This is a genomic window from Neisseria sp. HMSC055H02, from assembly GCF_001813335.1.
Classification (GTDB): Bacteria; Pseudomonadota; Gammaproteobacteria; order Burkholderiales; family Neisseriaceae; genus Neisseria; species Neisseria sicca_C.
Genome location: NZ_KV812080.1, coordinates 1 through 17537, shown reverse-complemented (window position 1 = coordinate 17537; position 17537 = coordinate 1). Strand labels below are relative to the sequence as shown.

Sequence of the window (17537 nt, the reverse complement as noted above, 5' to 3'; positions counted from 1 at the left end):
ACGTTGCAACTGCAATCTTTGCTCCTTATTGGTTTGTGCAGCAAGCACGCCGTAGTCCGCATAAAACCTTAAGGTAGTTTGATGAAAGGCTTCATGAGCGAATAAAGAAGCAATAAAAAGGTCGTCTGAAACCTTTTCAGACGACCTTTCAAATTACGGTAGAAGCTAATCAAAGATAAACGATTTCGCCGCTGCGCCCCCTGCTCTCTTCACTTGCCCACCAAACAAACTGGGGCAATACGTCTTCGTAGTTTTTACGTTCGCTCTTCGATTCGCCGGGATGGGATTTGATTCGTTGCGGCGAATTAATCGGACCGGGGACCAGAACATTGGCACGCAGGTTTTCAAAACGTTCCCATTCGTCGGCGGCAACTTTACACAAATAATTCAATGCAGCTTTGGATGCACCGAAACCGCCCCAGTAAGCTTTCGGGGTTTCGCCGTGGCTTTCGCCGACGAAGATGACGGACGCGTCGGGCGACTGCTTCAGCAGCGGGAGTAGTGCGCGGGTCAGTCCCATCGGTGCAACGGTGTTGATACGGTATTGGTTGACCCATTCGGCGACGGTTTGGAAATCTAAAGGCGAGAGCGCGTAAAAATAGCTGGCGCAATGGACGATACCGTCGAGTTTTCCCTGAATCGCTTCGCCGATGGTCGCGGCAAACTGCTCGAATTCTTTTTCTTCCGCGCCGATTAAATCGAAACAAATGGCAAACGGCTCGGGACAGCCTGCTTCGACAATCGCATCATAAACTTTTTCCAGCTTTTTTTGATGGCGCGCAACCAAAATCACGGTCGCCCCCGCTTCGGCATAGGCTTTGGCCACCTGTTCGCCCAAGCCTTGCGATGCTCCTGTTACCAGAATCGTTTTATTTTGCAATGTCGGCATAATTCTTCCTTGATTGTGAAGTTTGAGGGATTTACAGTATTTTAACGGTTTGCCGTGTCTTGTAAAGGCAATCGGAATAGGTCGTCTGAAACTCGGATTTGAGTTTCAGATGACCTTTATATTAATCCGAAATCTGCCAAACACCTCTCCGCCGCCGTCAAACCCGACTGCACCGCCGCTTCCAACGTAGCCGGATAGCGCGGGTGCAGGTAGTCGCCTGCCGGATAGATGCGCCGCTGGTGCAGCCAAGCAAAATCGGGAGGGCTGGAATCAGGCGTGCAGGCTGTGGTCGCGCGTTTTTCAGTGATGACGCGGACGGCTTCGGGTTCGTCCAAATAAGGGCAGATGCGTTTTACGTCGGCATGGACTTTCTCTGCCCACTCTTGGCTTTTAAACGCGCCGACATGGTCGGAAACGCTGATGACGGCGGCGACTTCGTTTGCCGGCAAACCAAGTGCGCCGCGATACACCAGCCATTGCGCCGTACCGTCGGCAAATCCGGTCAGCGGCGCAGGCAGATGGACGGGAACGGCATAGCGCAGATAGACGGTAGTAATCGAGTGGTATTGGAGATTTTGATAGGTCGTCTGAATATAGTCGGGAGTATCTTCAGGGAAAAGATGGACGGCATGATACGGCGCAACCGCAACAATAACGGCATCAAAAACCTCGTCATTCACAACGACGCGTCCGTCAGGAAGGTTTTTCAGACGACCTACGCGGGTTTCAAGACGGATGTCCGCACCGCATTGCTTGAGTTTTGCCACCGCAGGTTCGGCGATGATTGCGCCTAAATCGCGCTTGGGCAAAAGGTAGTCGCTGCCGGATTTATCCGCCCATACGCCGTCGGACAAAACATTGCACAACACCCGCAAACTTGCGTGTTCCAGGGGCGTATTGAGTGCGCCCCACACCAGCGGCTGCCAAAACTCTGCAACCAGCCTGCGCGGGACATTGCGCTGCCGCAGCCATTGGGCAACGGCCAAATCAGCATGCTTGCCGCGTGCGTAACGCTGCAACGCAGCCATATCGGATAACAGCCTGATTTTCAGCGAGAACGAAACGTTTTTAGCACGCAATATGCCGGTCAAAATATGCAGCGGCGAAGGAAGGTTGGTACTTTGAAACTGCAAACCTTCATACATATGCCATCGCAGCGGCAAACGGCAAAAAGCGGCTTCAGGGTCGGCACCGATGTGTTCCATCAGCGCCAATACGCCGCGATACGCACCGAGCAAGATATGCTGCCCATTATCCAAAAAGCTGAATCCGTCGGCACTCCCAGCCAAAGCACGCGCCCGTCCGCCCGCCTGCCGACCGGCTTCAAATACAGTAACATCGGCACGGCGCGCCAACGACACTGCGGCGGACAAACCTGCCCAGCCTGCGCCGACGACGGCAATTTTCGGGCGAAGATGCGGAGTGTTCATGGCTTAAATCCGAATAACCAGGTTTTCAGGGCAATACGCTTTTTGCGCGGCGAAGGAATGGCAATTTTATAAGTCAGGACGTTTTGCGCGCCGTCGAGATCGATTTCGTTCAACAGCGCGTAATAAATCGCCGCCATCACCAACCCGACTTTTTGGGATTTTTTATCTGCGGCGGGCAAGAGCGACATCGCCTCACGATAAGTCTCGCGGGCGCGTGAAACTTGAAAGCGCATCAGTTCGGCAAAATTATCCGTCGGCTTACATTGCATAATCACGCTTGCAGGCACGTCAAACCGCTGCATTTCCTCCATCGGCAGGTAAATCCGACCGTTTCTCGCATCTTCGCCGACATCACGGATAATGTTTGTCAGTTGCAGCGCAAGACCCATCTTATCGGCGTATTCCAGCGTTCGGTCGTCTGAAAAACCCAAAATCCGCGCAATCAGGCAGCCGACGACGCCCGCGACGCGGTGGCAATACAGTTTCAACTCTTCAAAACTGCCGTAACGTGCCTGAACCAAATCCATCTGCATTCCGTCGATTAAGGCTTCCAATTCATATTTCGGCAGCTTGAACGTTTCCTTTATCTGCCGCAAAGCCTGATTAACCGGATGCTCCGGCATCATGCCGCCGAATACCTTGTCCAAATCTCCGCGCCACCAGTTCAACGTCGCCTGCGCCACATTCGGATCGGAGCAGTCATCGACCACATCGTCCAATTCGCGGCAAAAAGCATACAAAACCGTTATTGCATCCCGCTTTTCCTGCGGCAGGAAACGGAAACCTGATAAAAAACTGGAGCGGCTTTCTTCTGCCTTCTGACGGCAATAATCAAGTCCTTGCACGGCGTGTCCTAAAAATTATCATAATAGTAAAATCGGATTTTATCGGATTTGGGGCAGTAGGGAAATTTCAGACGACCTTTATAAATAAACGGAATCCGATTATCGCAATTCCCTACCAAACCACTCAACTATCCGCCTGAAATCTGTTAAAATACCGACCTATCCTAATAAATACAGCATCAAAAGGCACACAATCATGGCTCTTTTGCAGATTTCCGAACCCGGCATGTCCGCCGCTCCGCATCAACACCGCCTCGCCGTCGGCATCGACTTGGGTACGACCAACAGCCTGGTTGCCACCGTCCGCAGCGGCAGCCCGGTTTGTCTGACCGATATGGACGGGCGTACCACCCTGCCCTCCGTCGTCCGCTACGGCGAAGGCGATGCCGTCGAAGTCGGCAAAGCCGCCCTTGCCGCCCAAAAAACCGACCCGCTGAACACCGTCAGCTCCGCCAAACGCCTTATCGGCCGCACGCTTGCCGACCTCGCGCAGGACGCGCAATACCTGCCCTACCGGTTTACGCCCAACGAGCGCGTGGTCGAGCTGAACACCCGCCAAGGTGCCAAAACACCTATCGAAGTGTCGTCTGAAATCCTCAAAGCCCTCAAATCGCGTGCCGAAGAAACTTTAGGCGGCGATTTGGTCGGCGCCGTCATTACAGTTCCCGCCTATTTCGACGATGCCCAACGCCAAGCCACCAAAGACGCCGCGCGTTTGGCAGGCTTGAACGTCTTGCGCCTGCTCAACGAGCCGACCGCCGCCGCGATTGCCTACGGGCTGGACAACGCCTCGGAAGGCACGTTTGTCGTTTACGACTTGGGCGGCGGTACGTTCGACGTATCCGTATTGCAACTGACCAAAGGGCTGTTTGAAGTCAAAGCCACCGGCGGCAACAGCGCATTGGGTGGCGACGATTTCGACCACCGCCTGTTCTGCCACCTGCTCGAACAAAACGACCTTTCCAAACTCAACGAGCGCGACAGCCAGCTTCTGCTTTCCCTTGTCCGCGCCGCCAAAGAACAATTAACCAACCAAACCGAAGCCGTCGTCGAAGCCACGCTTTCAGACGGACGCAAAATTCATACCGTCATTACCCGCCAAGAATTTCACCACCTGACGCAAAATCTGGTGCAAAAAACCATAGAGCCGGTCAAACAAGCCCTGAAAGACGCAGGCGTGACCAAAGCCGACATCAAAGGCGTGATTATGGTCGGCGGCTCCACCCGTATGCTGCACGTCCAACAAGCGGTCGCCACCTTCTTCGGACAAACCCCGCTGAACAACCTCAACCCCGACGAAGTCGTCGCGCTCGGCGCCGCCATACAGGCGAACGTCCTTGCCGGCAACAAAACCGACGGCGAATGGCTGCTGCTGGACGTTACCCCCTTGTCGCTCGGCTTGGAAACTTACGGCGGACTCGCCGAAAAAATCATCCCGCGCAATTCCACCATCCCCACCGCGCGCGCGCAGGATTTCACCACCTTCAAAGACGGCCAGACCGCCATGACGATACACGTCGTACAAGGCGAGCGCGAACTCGTTTCCGACTGCCGCAGCCTTGCCAAATTCACCCTGCGCGACATTCCACCCATGACCGCAGGCGCGGCGCGCATCCGCGTTACCTTCCAAGTTGACGCCGACGGCCTGCTGTCCGTTTCCGCCCAAGAACAAAGCACCGGCGTACAGGCGCAAATCGAAGTCAAACCTTCCTACGGCTTGGACGACGACACCATCACCCAAATGCTCAAAGACAGCATGAGCAACGCCGCCGAAGACATGGCGGCACGCGCCCGCGCCGAAGCCGTGGTCGAAGCCGAAAGCCTGACCGACGCCGTCAACGCCGCCCTCGAACTCGATGCCGACCTGCTTGATGCCGAAGAGCTTGCACAAATCCAGCAAGACATCGCCGACTTGCAAGGTCGTCTGAAATACGGCAACGCCGAAGACATCCGCGCCGCCGTCGCCAAACTCAGCCGCAGCACCGACAACTTCGCCGCCAAACGCATGAACCGCAACATCCAACGTGCGCTGACAGGGCAAAGCGTTGATAATATTTGACGGCAAATGGTTTCAGACGGCCTTTGATAAAAAGGCCGTCTGAAAATCTAATATCCCAAACGACCTGATTACTTCTATGCGACTCTGGCACCAAACCCTCATCCCGCTACTCCCCCGCGCCCAGCTTTTGGGGCAACACCGCGAATGCGCCGCCCTGCGCGGAGCAGGCTGGGGCAGGCCGCACGCGACGGTGAATTACGTCTTCACCCATTCGCCTGACAAGCTCTATCTGTATCACGCGCTGATTATGGAAGAAATGGAAAAACGCGGTTACAAACCCGACCCGTTGTGGAAAGACCCGCTGTACCGCGGCAAAGCGGTTGCCCCTTATCCCGCACACGATATCGAAGCCGCCGATTCACCGATTTACCCCGAACACGATGATGCGTATCTAGACGAATGTCTGGAAAATTTAAAAAGCAAAGGTATCATGTTATAAACGGTTTCAGACGACTCCTTCATTACAAAAGGTCGTCTGAAAACGACTGACAAACCCTATCCACCCATTACAAGAGACAATAAAAATGCCCAAAATCACCGTACTCCCACACGCCGTATTATGTCCCGAAGGCGCAGTCATTGAAGACGCACCCGAAGGCAAAACCGTCCTTGACGTACTGCTCGACCACGACATCGAAGTCGATCACGCCTGTGAAAAATCCTGCGCCTGCACCACCTGCCACGTCATCATCCGCAAAGGCTTCGACAGTTTGGAAGAGCCGAGCGATCTGGAAGAAGACCTGCTCGACCAGGCATGGGGCTTGGAAGCCGACTCGCGCCTGAGCTGTCAGGCAGTGGTTGCCGACGAAGACTTGGTGGTGGAAATCCCCAAATACACCATCAACCACGCGCGCGAAGATCATTGATGCAAAGAGGTCGTCTGAAACGGATACAGCAATGTTCAGACGACCCCTGCCAAATTTTGAGCAAACAAAAAGTCGTCTGAAACTGCCTTACCGACCGTTTTCAGACGACCTTCCGTCAAATCGCTGCCAAATCGTTTATTTGGAACGTGGAACGACAAATCTCAAGCGGGAGATCTTCATTGACGCAGCGGCTTGGGCAACAGGGTAGCGTTCCACTTCACCTTTAACATTGATCATACTGAGGCGGCTGCCGCGGCGGGTAATAATGCTCTTAGGTTCGGGCTTCGGTGCCGGTTCGTTTTTTGTTGCGGTTGTAACGGATTTCGGCGGTTCGGGTACATATCCCGCCAAGCCGAAGCGTTTGATGATTTTGTTTGCGGCATCCATATAACGCTGTTTTGCTTCTTCGCTTTCCACCGCCATATCGTCAAGCGCCACAGACACGTCGTTGCCGCAGCCGACAATGCGTTCCGCAATACGCGAATACACCATCCAGCGTTTCAAACGCAAAGCGCCCGCATCTTCGTCCGGCGCAGCGGCATCCAAAGCAATCATGCCGTAACGCTTGCCATAACGGAGGCGCAGCGAAAGCCGCTTCAGACCCTCGCTATCATCCAGCATCTGATAAAGCTCGCGGATAAGCAGCAGCAGGCGGTCGAACACGCCCGCTTTAGCAAGATAATTAGGATCATCGGAGGCGAGCGCGTAAATAAGTTTGGATAATTTGGCATTGAGTGCGTTGTTCATCGATTTTCCTGTTATTCATACTATAATGGATTTCTTTAAGAACCATTCCAAATGATTTGGTTGCATGACAAAGTGTAAATTTTCCTTAGTGAAAGTCAGAAAAATGTATTAACGTCCGCCTTGAAAATATTACATAGGAAAATACCATATGCGATTTCGGACGCATTAATCATTGCCGACACGAATTTTCCCCAAAGCATTAAAACCTAAACAAGCCATCCCGAATCAAACCATTCGGACACTCCAAAAGGAACGACATCATGAAATGGACAGACACCCAACGCATCGCCGAGGAACTCTACGACCTGCACGGCGACAACATCGACCCGAAAACCGTTCGCTTCACCCAACTGCGCGACCTGATTATGGCGCTGCCCGACTTCGACGACGATCCCGCACGCTGCGGCGAACGTATCCTCGAAGCCGTACAACAGGCATGGATTGAAGAGGCTGAGTGAGGCAACATCATTTGTAAGCTAAAAACCAAGACGTCGTCTGAAAATTTTTCAGACGACGTTTGAATGGGTTGATAGCCAACTCAAGCGCGAAACATCTTATTGCTTTTGCGTTACCAACAAGAATACAAGCCATTGAAATCCATTTAATTTCAAAGTATTCCCACACATCAGAATATGTATTTTCTCCCCGGCTTGCCCTCATATGAATAGAGGCAAACATAATGGCAACCATATTAAAATAATTCATAAACTTTCTGAAAATTTTGAATTTGACTCATACACAAGGCAAATTTATCATACAAGCCTGAAAACGTTTAAAAAAGACAACCGAGGTACACAGCCAATGAGTTACGCAAAAGAAATCAATGCGTTAAACAACAGCCTTTCCGACTTGAAAGGCGACATCAACGTTTCGTTCGAATTTTTCCCGCCGAAAAACGAACAAATGGAAACCATGCTGTGGGACTCCATCCATCGCCTGCAAACCCTGCATCCCAAATTCGTCTCCGTAACCTACGGCGCAAACTCCGGCGAACGCGACCGTACGCACAGCATCGTCAAACGCATCCAACAGGAAACCGGCTTGGAAGCCGCGCCACATCTGACCGGCATCGACGCCTCTCCCGACGAATTGCGCCAAATCGCCAAAGACTATTGGGACAGCGGCATCCGCCGTATTGTCGCCCTGCGCGGCGACGAGCCGCCCGGTTATGAGAAAAAACCGTTTTACGCCGAAGATTTGGTCAAACTCCTGCGCTCCGTCGCCGACTTCGACATCTCCGTAGCGGCATATCCTGAAGTGCATCCCGAAGCGAAATCCGCACAAGCCGACCTGATCAATCTGAAGCGCAAAATCGATGCGGGTGCAAACCACGTCATCACCCAATTCTTCTTCGACGTAGAACGCTACCTGCGCTTCCGCGACCGCTGCGTAATGCTGGGCATCGACGTAGAAATCGTTCCCGGCATCCTGCCTGTTACCAACTTCAAGCAGCTCGGCAAAATGGCGCAAGTAACCAACGTCAAAATCCCGAAATGGCTGTCGCAAATGTATGAAGGCTTGGACAACGAGCAAGGCACGCGCAATCTGGTGGCGGCAAGTATCGCCATCGACATGGTCAAAGTCCTGTCCCGCGAAGGCGTGAAAGATTTCCACTTCTACACGCTCAACCGCAGCGAGCTGACTTACGCCATCTGCCATATTTTAGGCGTGCGCCCCTAAAGCCGAAAACGGTTTCAGACGACTTCAGAGGTCGTCTGAAAAACAAAACGCCGCCCCATCCGCCCTATTCTGATTTACAATACCGACCGATTCGGATTGAACCGGTCCTTACAAAATCCAACTGGAGAGTTCAACATGACAACATTACATTTCTCAGGCTTCCCGCGTGTCGGCGCCTTCCGTGAATTGAAATTCGCCCAAGAAAAATACTGGCGCAAAGAAATCAGCGAACAAGAGCTGCTCGACGTCGCCAAAGACCTGCGCGAGAAAAACTGGAAACACCAAGCCGCCGCCAACGCCGATTACGTTGCCGTATGCGATTTCACCTTCTACGACCACATCCTCGACCTGCAAGTCGCTACCGGCGCGATTCCCGCCCGTTTCGGCTTCGACAGCCAAAACCTGTCTTTGGAACAATTCTTCCAACTGGCGCGCGGCAACAAAGACCAATTCGCTATCGAGATGACCAAATGGTTTGACACCAACTATCACTACTTGGTGCCTGAATTCCATGCCGATACCGAATTCAAAGCAAACGCCAAACACTACGTTCAACAACTGAAAGAAGCCCAAGCCCTCGGTCTGAAAGCCAAACCGACCATCGTCGGCCCGCTGACCTTCCTGTGGGTAGGTAAAGAAAAAGGCGCAGTCGAATTCAACCGCCTGAGCCTGTTGCAAAAACTGCTGCCCGTTTACGTTGAAATCCTGAATGCTTTGGTTGAAGCCGGTGCCGAATGGATTCAAATCGACGAGCCTGCTTTGGCTGTTGACCTGCCTAAAGAATGGGTGGAAGCCTACAAAGACGTTTACGCCACTTTGAGCAAAGTAAACGCCAAAATCCTGTTGAGCACTTACTTCGGTTCTGTTGCCGAACACGCCGCATTGCTGAAAGCCCTGCCCGTTGACGGTCTGCACATCGACTTGGTACGCGCTCCCGAACAACTGGATGCGTTCGCCGACTACGACAAAGTCCTGTCTGCCGGCGTTATCGACGGCCGCAACATCTGGCGCGCCAACCTGAACAAAGTGTTGGAAACTGTCGAACCTCTGAAAGCCAAACTGGGCGACCGTTTGTGGATTTCCAGCTCTTGCTCGCTGTTGCACACTCCATTTGACTTGTCAGTTGAAGAAAAACTGAAAGCCAACAAACCCGACCTGTACTCTTGGTTGGCATTTACCCTGCAAAAAACCCAAGAATTGCGCGTTCTGAAAGCCGCATTGAACGAAGGCCGTGATTCTGTTGCCGAAGAACTGGCCGCCAGCCAAGCTGCCGCCGATTCACGCGCCAACAGCAGCGAAATCCACCGTGCAGACGTCGCCAAACGCCTTGCCGACCTGCCTGCCAACGCAGACCAACGCAAATCACCGTTTGCCGACCGCATCAAAGCGCAACAAGCATGGTTGAACCTGCCCCTGCTGCCGACGACCAACATCGGTTCTTTCCCGCAAACCACCGAAATCCGCCAAGCACGCGCAGCCTTCAAAAAAGGCGAACTGTCTGCCGCCGATTACGAAGCCGCGATGAAAAAAGAAATCGCCTTGGTGGTTGAAGAGCAAGAAAAACTGGACTTGGACGTACTGGTACACGGCGAAGCCGAGCGTAACGACATGGTCGAATACTTCGGCGAACTGCTGAGCGGTTTTGCATTCACCCAATACGGCTGGGTACAAAGCTACGGTTCACGCTGCGTGAAACCACCGATTATCTTCGGTGACGTAAGCCGCCCAGAAGCCATGACTGTCGCTTGGTCTACTTACGCACAAAGCCTGACCAAACGCCCGATGAAAGGCATGTTGACCGGTCCTGTAACCATCCTGCAATGGTCTTTCGTCCGCAACGACATTCCGCGCGCTACCGTGTGCAAACAAATCGCACTGGCTCTGAACGACGAAGTATTGAATCTGGAAAAAGCAGGCATCAAAGTCATCCAAATCGACGAACCTGCCATCCGCGAAGGCCTGCCTTTGAAACGCGCCGATTGGGATGTCTACCTGAACTGGGCCGGCGAATCCTTCCGCCTGTCCTCCAGCGGTTGCGCAGACAGCACACAAATCCACACCCATATGTGCTACTCCGAGTTCAACGACATCCTGCCCGCCATCGCAGCTATGGACGCCGACGTCATCACCATCGAAACTTCACGTTCCGACATGGAACTCTTGACCGCGTTCGGCGAATTCAAATACCCGAACGACATCGGGCCGGGCGTTTACGACATCCACAGCCCGCGCGTACCGACAGAAGCCGAAGTGGAACACCTGTTGCGCAAAGCCATCGAAGTCGTACCGGTTGAACGCCTGTGGGTGAACCCGGACTGCGGTCTGAAAACACGCGGTTGGAAAGAAACTCTGGAACAACTCCAAGTGATGATGAACGTTACCCACAAACTGCGTGCCGAATTGGCGAAATAAGTTTGAACTAGCGTAATCAATCAAAAGGTCGTCTGAACATTTTCAGACGACCTTTTTATATGGTTTAAAGAATCAAGAGAAAAACATAGTGGGTTAACTTTGAAGCAATACGGCATTGCCCCATCTAAGCTTCGTAGGGGAAATTCCCAACAATAAAACAACAGATGGAACATTTTCACAGGCTTTACGCCGCATTTAGATCCATTATCATGTACTGATTTAAAGTCAATCTAAAAAAGATGTTTATTACAAACCCGCAAGCAAGCTGCGGATTTTTAGGACTGCAAGCTCCGTTTCCATGCCACAGCCGCCCGTGTCCGTCATTTTGCCGCTGAGGCAGCGGATGTCGGTGATGCCGCAGAAGTGGGCGTATTTCATGCCCAGTTCGCGGGCGAGGACGGCTTCGGGCATTCCGGTCATACCCAGTACGTCCACGCCGTCACGGCGGTAACGTTGGATTTCGGCGCGGGTCGGCCAGCGCGGGCCTTGCAGGCAGCCGTAAACGGCTTGGGTGTATAAGGGCATTTGGTGCTGTTGCGCGTGTTCGGCAATTTTTTCGCGCAGTCCGGCGGAGTAGGGTTCGAGAAAATCGGTGTGTACGACCGGTTCTTCCTGTCCTTCAAAAAAGGTGTCCTTGCGGCCGTAGGTGTAGTCGATCAAGTCGTCGGGCAGGACGAGTGCGCCGTTTTCAAAGCGGTCGTTGATGCTGATGACGGAGGAAACGGCGACGATGTATTCCGCACCTATGGAATGCAACGCCCAAATGTTGGCGCGGTAGTTGATTTCATGCGGCGCGACGGTATGGCCGAAGCCGTGCCGCGCGAGGAAGATGATGTCCTGACTGCCCAGTTTGCCGCTTAAGACAGGGCTGCTGGCCAGTCCGTAGGGGGTACGGACGATTTTGCGGTCAGTGATGCTCAGTTCGGGCAGCTTGGTCAGGCTGCTGCCGCCGATAATGGCTAACATATGATCCTTGTGTAAGTGATTTCAGGGAGTGAGTGTCGGAAAGAAAAAGGTTTGCAAGACAGCCATGATGATGGAAAACAGGATTAACACCTTCATTTTTTCCGGAAAGCTGTATCCGTCGGCTAGGGGAAGCACTTCCCATAGCAACATCGACAGAAAACCGGATATAAACCAAAGTGCAAAATTGTTCAACATGGCTGTCGAAAAAGGGCTGGGAGGTCGTCTGAAAACCCATATCTGTTTTCAGAAGACCTTTTTGCCCTTTTATTTGTGTTTGTAAAAACGGCTGTGGAAATAAGCGTTCACTCCTTCGCGCAGCAGGACTAAGGTTACGGCGGCAAGCGGCAGACCCACAAGCATGCCGACAAAACCCATGAGTTGTCCAAAAGCCATTAGGGAAAAAATTACCCAAAAAGGCGACAAACCGATACGGTCGCCAACAATCTTCGGAGTTATGAGGAAGCTTTCCAGCAACTGTCCTATGCCAAAAATTACCCACACCATAATCAGCCCGTTCCATGTGCCAAACTGCAGCAAAGCGGCAACAGTAGCCAACAAAAGACCGGTAAATGCACCCAAATATGGAATGAACACCAAAATACCGGCAATCATACCGATGGCGAAACCCGAATCCAGTCCGACCAGCATCAGACCGATGCCGTACACCAGCCCCATAATCAGCATCACCATCAACTGCCCGCGAAGGAATTCGCCTAAAACTTCATCCATATTGCTTGTGATGCGCGAATAAAAGTCAATAAAGCGGCGAGGAACCAACGCACTAATCGCGTAAGCCCAGCGTTTCCAGTCCAACAGAAAGTAATAAAGCAAAAGCGGCAGCAGTATCAGATTGGTCACACTACTAATAACGTTACCGCTCTGACGCATTAGTGTAGGCATCCAATCCGTTAACGTATTACTCATTTCACCAGTATGGGATTGCAGCCAGGCAACCAATGAGTCCTGATCGATTTGTATATAATCGCCTGCTGCATTGTTTAACCAAGGCAATAGTTTATTTTGTATGAAATCAACAATTTGAGGAAAGCGGCTGACCATATTGTTAAATTGGTTGATCAACATAGGAACAATAATCAGCATCAACAATAGCAAGAGTAGTAACGCCAGTACCATCACTATCATAGAAGCCGGGCCCCGTTTAATCTTTTTTTTCTGCAACCATTCCACGAGCGGATTGAGTACATAAGCCAATACTGCCGCGACAATAAACGGTGTCAGAATATTGCCCAGGGCATACAGTAACCAGACAAAAGCTACAATTACCAAGCCCATAATGATCCACGGCTTCGAACCGCGCGTTTTTTTCTGATACATATAACCTTTTAACCTTTCTATGTGTGTTTCTGTGCAATTGGCCTAAATTATTTAAAATTATTTTCTAAGGGACTTGACCTGTTCAACTTGCGGGTTATGATAAATTGAAAGCCTTTTTCTAGAAACTCGGAATTATTTACAAAATCACTGAAAAATCCAAGCCCCTGCCTGCAAAATAAGGTAAAATGCTCGGCATCTTTTTTTCGTCTCAATCATGATAAGGAACCCATTCATGAACACTTCATTGAGCTACCGCGACGCTGGCGTGGACATCGACGCCGGCGATCAACTGGTTGAAAGCATCAAACCTTTTGCCAAACGCACTATGCGTCCCGAAGTGTTGGGTGATTTGGGCGGCTTCGGCGCATTGGTCGAAATCAGCAAAAAATACAAAAATCCTGTCCTCGTCAGCGGCACCGACGGCGTGGGCACCAAGCTCAAACTCGCCTTCGATTGGGACAAACACGACACCGTCGGCATCGACCTCGTCGCCATGAGCGTCAACGATATTTTGGTTCAAGGCGCAGAACCTTTGTTCTTCCTTGACTATTTCGCCTGCGGCAAACTCGACGTCGCCCGCGCTACCGACGTAATTAAAGGCATCGCCCAAGGATGCGAAGAATCCGGCTGCGCCCTTATCGGCGGCGAAACCGCCGAAATGCCCGGCATGTACCCCGAAGGCGAATACGACTTGGCAGGCTTCGCCGTCGGCGTGGTCGAAAAAGAGCGCGTCATCAACGGCCGCAGCATCAAAGCAGGCGACATCGTGTTGGGTCTGGCTTCCAACGGCGCCCATTCCAACGGCTATTCACTCGTCCGCAAAATCATCGCCCGCGACAATCCCGATTTGGATGCCGAGTTCGACAACGGCAAAACCCTGCGCGAAACCATCATCGCCCCGACCCGCCTGTATGTGAAACCCATTCTCGCCGCTTTGGAAAAATTCACCGTCAAAGGCATGGCGCACATCACCGGCGGCGGCATTACCGAAAACGTGCCGCGCATCCTGCCTGAAAACACCGTCGCCCAAATCGACGCCAAAGCATGGGAATTGCCCAAGCTGTTCCAATGGCTGCAACAGGCAGGCAATGTGGAAACGCAAGAAATGTACCGCACCTTCAACTGTGGCATCGGCATGGTGGTCGTGATTGCCGAAGAAGATGCCGACGCGGTGCAGGCGTTCTTAACCGAACAAGGCGAAACCGTTTACCGTTTGGGCAAAATCCGCGAACGCAACGGCAACGAGCATCAAACCCAAGTGGCTTAAATCACAAGCCTGAATCTAAATAAAAGGTCGTCTGAAACAGCCAAACCATCTGTTTCAGACGACCTTTTAAATTTTGTAACCCATTAATTGCAATATTTGGCAACATCCCCTTGATACCGTTTGACCAAATCATCACGATTGGCAACGCGCGCGCTTTCGGCAGACTGTTGGTTCATTCGTGCGACACGGCAGTTGTCTTCTTTGTTTTTACGGTTTTCTTCCTCAATTTTTTTATTTTGCTCCTCAATCAGTTTATTCTTAGCCAACATCCGCTCATTTAATTTCGCCTGTTGCTCTGCCAGCGTACCCTCGTCCGCAGCTTCGGATTTGGGTTTGGCTACCGCTTTGACGCTGTGCGTACGGATATTCATCACATTGGAGCGGTCAAGCTGGAGCCGGTTCGGCGTATCGGAATAGCTGTTTCCCTTGCCGTTTTTCCATGTATAGACACTGTCAGCCGCCAATGCGCCGGAAGAACACAAAATAGCCGCCGCCAATACGGATAATGCAGAAAGTTTCAATTTCATTAAAATTCCCCTATTCAAATGATGAGCGATTAATTTGAAATGACAATATTGTACTTGATTTTAAATAATATGTCATAACAAGACGATTACTGTGTATCAAAAAGCAAAAAAATCGCCCCTTTAAACATTTAAGGGGCGCAAAAGGAACACAAACCACTACCAAAACTGTTACAAGGCAAATCCTCCTGATTTTAATTGATGGGTTGCCGGATAAAGTGCTTTCATCAAATCATGCGGTGAAAGCGATAAATCTCTGCTGCCTGTCGTCAGACGCCCCTGCTTCGGGGTCAGTTCAAGCAGGCAAGTATCTTTAGCCTGGATAAACTTATTTTTCGTCTGCCGCAACCGGCGTTGTAAAGCGGAAACAACTTTTTCATATAAGCTGTCTTTTTTCTGTACTTCCCGGGTATTTGCCACCCAGCTCAGACGAATATCACTGGTTTCGTCCTCAATCAGCAAAATGCCCGCTTCTACTTGCTCTGCCTTATTCATACAAGGCAGCCAAACATAATAGCGTCCGTCCAGCGTAATGTAGAATACATCGTGAACTTCACAATCGTTGCAGCATTGGGTTGCCAAAAGCGAACGGATGGTTTGTTGATGCAGTCTCAGAATATCAAGGGAGACTTGCTTGAAAATACTTTCCGGCATTTCATTCTCCTTTCGTTCTGTTGCGCTGTCGTTTCGTTTCGATGAGTTGCATTATACGAGTATTTTTTAATTTTGCAAATGATAATTGTTACTATTTTTTAAAACAGAAATAACACAATGATTTAAAAAGAAATTAATTTTTTAAAAGTTGAGTATTTTACTCAGGATTTAGTATCCATCAGCCTTTTGAAAGACAAACTGCTTTCGCTCGTCTGAAAATTGTCAGCAATTTCTACTTTTGGTAACCATAAGACGGCTCATACCACACTTGTCTAAAATATTTGCCATTACCTAAACAACATCCCAATAAGGATATAAAGCAACTCTACTCTATACTTTCACCCCCTCCTTGAGTATGATACGAGACATTTTTTCATTCAGTCATTGGAGCATTTGATGAGACGCCAGATTATCCTTGATACCGAAACCACCGGCCTTTACGCCGAAAACGGCGACCGCTTGGTCGAGTTTGCAGGACTGGAAATGGTCAACCGCCAAATGACCGGACGCTTCCTGCATCTTTACATCCATCCCGAGCGCGATATGCCTGAAGAGGCCGCACGCGTACACGGGCTGACGATTGACGTTTTGGAAGAAAAAAACGCTCCGCCGTTTGCAAAGGTCGGACAAGAAATCAGCGAATTTATCCGTGGCGCGGAATTGATTATCCACAATGCGAAATTCGACGTAGGCTTCTTAAATATGGAATTCCGCCGCATGGGTCTGCCCTCCGTCGAAGAGCTTGGTTGTGAGATTACGGATACGCTGGCGATGGCGCGTGAAATGTTTCCTGGGCAAAAAGCCAGCCTGGATGCCTTGTGCAACCGCCTCTCCATCGACAGAAGCAAACGCGTACTGCATGGCGCTTTAATCGACTGCGAGCTTTTAGGCGAAGTTTATTTGGCGATGACGCGCCAACAATTCGACTTAATGGGCGGAGAAGGCGAAGAAGAAACAAAAGAAGACAAGCCCGTCATCATCGCCGAAACAAAACGTTCGTCGCACTTAAAAGTCATCAAAGCCAATTCTGAAGAGCTTGATGAACACGAAAAATATCTCGACGCGCTGGGAGATGTCTGCATATGGAGGCAGGCAGCCGCGGGAGAGAATGTATGAACAGACGGCACATCGCCCTGATTCCCGCCGCAGGGGTCGGCGCTCGCTTCGGTGCAGGCAAACCCAAACAATATATCCAGATACACGGCAAAACCGTCTTAGAGCATACGGTTGCCATTTTTACACAACATCCGTTTATCGACTTGGTCGCCATTATTGTCTCACCTGATGATCCTTTTATTAATCATCTTCAGACAACCTCTGATAAGACAGTGGTTTTCAACGTCGGAGGCAATACCCGGGCAGAAACCGTCCGTAATGGTGTGCAAACACTGATAGAAAAGAAGTTGGCGGATAACCATGATAATATTTTGGTTCACGATGCCGCCCGCTGCTGCCTGCCCCACGATGCCCTGTCTCGCCTGATTCAGGAAGCCGGAACAAAAGCAGAAGGCGGCATTTTGGCCATTCCCGCAGCCGACACCATCAAACGTTCCGATACCGACGGACAAATCCTGGAAACCGTACCCCGTAAAGACTTATGGCAGGCACAGACACCGCAGCTTTTTCAAGCCGGATTATTGAATCGCGCCCTATCCGCCTCCGACTTAAACGGTATTACCGATGAAGCCTCTGCCGTAGAACAACTGGGCATAAGGCCTCTACTGGTACAGGGGGATATCCGCAATCTCAAATTAACCCTCCCTCAGGACGAATTTATCATACGGCTGCTTTTGAATACTTGAATAACCTCGACAAAAAGGTCGTCTGAAAACCTGAACTGCACCCCAAAAGTTGGACACATCC

18 protein-coding genes are annotated in these 17537 nt (G+C 51.1%); 9 read left to right on the top strand and 9 right to left on the bottom strand.

From position 1 onward, the window contains the following. Positions 1 to 169 precede the first annotated feature (169 nt). The 3 genes from HMPREF2907_RS03170 to hpnD form a co-directional block, all read right to left on the bottom strand. Positions 170 to 889, bottom strand: coding sequence for an SDR family oxidoreductase (locus HMPREF2907_RS03170; protein ID WP_003742488.1), 720 nt, complete (start codon positions 887 to 889; stop codon positions 170 to 172). A 116-nt stretch (positions 890 to 1005) separates the two neighbouring features. Continuing rightward, entirely contained in the window at positions 1006 to 2319 is a 1314-nt protein-coding gene (gene hpnE, locus HMPREF2907_RS03165; protein ID WP_070679999.1) for a hydroxysqualene dehydroxylase HpnE, read from the bottom strand. Next, positions 2316 to 3164 carry a presqualene diphosphate synthase HpnD gene (hpnD, locus tag HMPREF2907_RS03160; RefSeq protein ID WP_070679996.1) on the bottom strand — a complete coding sequence of 283 codons (849 nt, stop codon included), beginning with the start codon at positions 3162 to 3164 and terminating at the stop codon, positions 2316 to 2318. Before hpnD ends, hpnE begins: the two co-directional genes overlap by 4 nt. A 196-nt stretch (positions 3165 to 3360) precedes the next feature. On the opposite strand from hpnD, the gene hscA reads away from it, so the two are divergent. The 3 genes from hscA (at position 3361) to fdx (ending at position 6089) form a co-directional block, all read left to right on the top strand. Beyond that, positions 3361 to 5223, top strand: coding sequence for a Fe-S protein assembly chaperone HscA (hscA, locus tag HMPREF2907_RS03155; RefSeq protein ID WP_070679993.1), 1863 nt, complete (start codon positions 3361 to 3363; stop codon positions 5221 to 5223). 76 nt (positions 5224 to 5299) lie between these two features. Next, positions 5300 to 5662 carry a TIGR02328 family protein gene (locus HMPREF2907_RS03150; protein WP_070493808.1) on the top strand — a complete coding sequence of 121 codons (363 nt, stop codon included), beginning with the start codon at positions 5300 to 5302 and terminating at the stop codon, positions 5660 to 5662. Between the two features lie 85 nt (positions 5663 to 5747). Beyond that, positions 5748 to 6089 carry an ISC system 2Fe-2S type ferredoxin gene (gene fdx, locus HMPREF2907_RS03145; protein WP_070493811.1) on the top strand — a complete coding sequence of 114 codons (342 nt, stop codon included), beginning with the start codon at positions 5748 to 5750 and terminating at the stop codon, positions 6087 to 6089. A 135-nt stretch (positions 6090 to 6224) separates the two neighbouring features. Here fdx and HMPREF2907_RS03140 read toward each other — a convergent pair whose 3' ends face one another. Then, a complete protein-coding gene (locus HMPREF2907_RS03140) occupies positions 6225 to 6836 on the bottom strand; it encodes a hypothetical protein (RefSeq protein ID WP_070679990.1) in 612 nt (203 codons plus the stop codon). A 260-nt stretch (positions 6837 to 7096) separates the two neighbouring features. On the opposite strand from HMPREF2907_RS03140, the gene iscX reads away from it, so the two are divergent. Further along, complete coding sequence (gene iscX / locus HMPREF2907_RS03135; protein ID WP_070441975.1) at positions 7097 to 7294, top strand: Fe-S cluster assembly protein IscX; 198 nt, start codon at positions 7097 to 7099, stop codon at positions 7292 to 7294. Positions 7295 to 7301: 7 nt separating this feature from the next. Here iscX and HMPREF2907_RS03130 read toward each other — a convergent pair whose 3' ends face one another. Continuing rightward, on the bottom strand, positions 7302 to 7541 hold the full coding sequence (locus tag HMPREF2907_RS03130; RefSeq protein WP_070679987.1) for a hypothetical protein: 240 nt from the start codon (positions 7539 to 7541) through the stop codon (positions 7302 to 7304). Between the two features lie 96 nt (positions 7542 to 7637). Here HMPREF2907_RS03130 and metF point away from each other — a divergent pair, with 96 nt between their 5' ends. After that, positions 7638 to 8516 carry a methylenetetrahydrofolate reductase gene (gene metF / locus HMPREF2907_RS03125; RefSeq protein WP_070679984.1) on the top strand — a complete coding sequence of 293 codons (879 nt, stop codon included), beginning with the start codon at positions 7638 to 7640 and terminating at the stop codon, positions 8514 to 8516. Positions 8517 to 8651: 135 nt separating this feature from the next. Continuing rightward, positions 8652 to 10928: a 5-methyltetrahydropteroyltriglutamate--homocysteine S-methyltransferase gene (metE, locus tag HMPREF2907_RS03120; protein ID WP_070679981.1), complete on the top strand. Its 2277-nt coding sequence runs from the start codon at positions 8652 to 8654 to the stop codon at positions 10926 to 10928. Between the two features lie 246 nt (positions 10929 to 11174). On the opposite strand, the gene HMPREF2907_RS03115 is transcribed toward metE, so the two are convergent. Both HMPREF2907_RS03115 and HMPREF2907_RS03105 read right to left on the bottom strand, forming a co-directional pair. Beyond that, positions 11175 to 11894, bottom strand: coding sequence for an S-methyl-5'-thioinosine phosphorylase (locus HMPREF2907_RS03115; protein WP_070679978.1), 720 nt, complete (start codon positions 11892 to 11894; stop codon positions 11175 to 11177). A 264-nt stretch (positions 11895 to 12158) separates the two neighbouring features. Next, positions 12159 to 13229, bottom strand: coding sequence for an AI-2E family transporter (locus tag HMPREF2907_RS03105; protein WP_070679972.1), 1071 nt, complete (start codon positions 13227 to 13229; stop codon positions 12159 to 12161). 232 nt (positions 13230 to 13461) lie between these two features. Here HMPREF2907_RS03105 and purM point away from each other — a divergent pair, with 232 nt between their 5' ends. After that, complete coding sequence (gene purM / locus HMPREF2907_RS03100; RefSeq protein ID WP_070679969.1) at positions 13462 to 14496, top strand: phosphoribosylformylglycinamidine cyclo-ligase; 1035 nt, start codon at positions 13462 to 13464, stop codon at positions 14494 to 14496. 83 nt (positions 14497 to 14579) lie between these two features. On the opposite strand, the gene HMPREF2907_RS03095 is transcribed toward purM, so the two are convergent. Beyond that, positions 14580 to 15023: a DUF4124 domain-containing protein gene (locus HMPREF2907_RS03095; protein ID WP_083310661.1), complete on the bottom strand. Its 444-nt coding sequence runs from the start codon at positions 15021 to 15023 to the stop codon at positions 14580 to 14582. Positions 15024 to 15191: 168 nt separating this feature from the next. Continuing rightward, on the bottom strand, positions 15192 to 15674 hold the full coding sequence (locus HMPREF2907_RS03090) for an NGO0322 family iron-responsive protein (RefSeq protein WP_003742463.1): 483 nt from the start codon (positions 15672 to 15674) through the stop codon (positions 15192 to 15194). A gap of 393 nt (positions 15675 to 16067) precedes the next feature. On the opposite strand from HMPREF2907_RS03090, the gene dnaQ reads away from it, so the two are divergent. Both dnaQ and ispD read left to right on the top strand, forming a co-directional pair. Then, complete coding sequence (gene dnaQ, locus HMPREF2907_RS03085) at positions 16068 to 16790, top strand: DNA polymerase III subunit epsilon (protein WP_141754397.1); 723 nt, start codon at positions 16068 to 16070, stop codon at positions 16788 to 16790. Further along, entirely contained in the window at positions 16787 to 17476 is a 690-nt protein-coding gene (gene ispD, locus HMPREF2907_RS03080; protein WP_070679962.1) for a 2-C-methyl-D-erythritol 4-phosphate cytidylyltransferase, read from the top strand. Before dnaQ ends, ispD begins: the two co-directional genes overlap by 4 nt. The last annotated feature ends 61 nt before the right edge of the window (positions 17477 to 17537 follow it).

What these genes read in the sequence shown, in the direction of transcription:
- hpnE (WP_070679999.1), bottom strand. Translation starts at nt 2,319, where the DNA reads ATGAACACTCCGCATCTTCGCCCGAAAATTGCCGTCGTCGGCGCAGGC.
- purM (WP_070679969.1), top strand. Translation starts at nt 13,462, where the DNA reads ATGAACACTTCATTGAGCTACCGCGACGCTGGCGTGGACATCGACGCC.
- metF (WP_070679984.1), top strand. Translation starts at nt 7,638, where the DNA reads ATGAGTTACGCAAAAGAAATCAATGCGTTAAACAACAGCCTTTCCGAC.
- HMPREF2907_RS03150 (WP_070493808.1), top strand. Translation starts at nt 5,300, where the DNA reads ATGCGACTCTGGCACCAAACCCTCATCCCGCTACTCCCCCGCGCCCAG.
- HMPREF2907_RS03140 (WP_070679990.1), bottom strand. Translation starts at nt 6,836, where the DNA reads ATGAACAACGCACTCAATGCCAAATTATCCAAACTTATTTACGCGCTC.
- hscA (WP_070679993.1), top strand. Translation starts at nt 3,361, where the DNA reads ATGGCTCTTTTGCAGATTTCCGAACCCGGCATGTCCGCCGCTCCGCAT.
- ispD (WP_070679962.1), top strand. Translation starts at nt 16,787, where the DNA reads ATGAACAGACGGCACATCGCCCTGATTCCCGCCGCAGGGGTCGGCGCT.
- HMPREF2907_RS03170 (WP_003742488.1), bottom strand. Translation starts at nt 889, where the DNA reads ATGCCGACATTGCAAAATAAAACGATTCTGGTAACAGGAGCATCGCAA.
- HMPREF2907_RS03095 (WP_083310661.1), bottom strand. Translation starts at nt 15,023, where the DNA reads ATGAAATTGAAACTTTCTGCATTATCCGTATTGGCGGCGGCTATTTTG.
- HMPREF2907_RS03115 (WP_070679978.1), bottom strand. Translation starts at nt 11,894, where the DNA reads ATGTTAGCCATTATCGGCGGCAGCAGCCTGACCAAGCTGCCCGAACTG.
- metE (WP_070679981.1), top strand. Translation starts at nt 8,652, where the DNA reads ATGACAACATTACATTTCTCAGGCTTCCCGCGTGTCGGCGCCTTCCGT.
- fdx (WP_070493811.1), top strand. Translation starts at nt 5,748, where the DNA reads ATGCCCAAAATCACCGTACTCCCACACGCCGTATTATGTCCCGAAGGC.
- HMPREF2907_RS03130 (WP_070679987.1), bottom strand. Translation starts at nt 7,541, where the DNA reads ATGAATTATTTTAATATGGTTGCCATTATGTTTGCCTCTATTCATATG.
- HMPREF2907_RS03090 (WP_003742463.1), bottom strand. Translation starts at nt 15,674, where the DNA reads ATGCCGGAAAGTATTTTCAAGCAAGTCTCCCTTGATATTCTGAGACTG.
- HMPREF2907_RS03105 (WP_070679972.1), bottom strand. Translation starts at nt 13,229, where the DNA reads ATGTATCAGAAAAAAACGCGCGGTTCGAAGCCGTGGATCATTATGGGC.
- iscX (WP_070441975.1), top strand. Translation starts at nt 7,097, where the DNA reads ATGAAATGGACAGACACCCAACGCATCGCCGAGGAACTCTACGACCTG.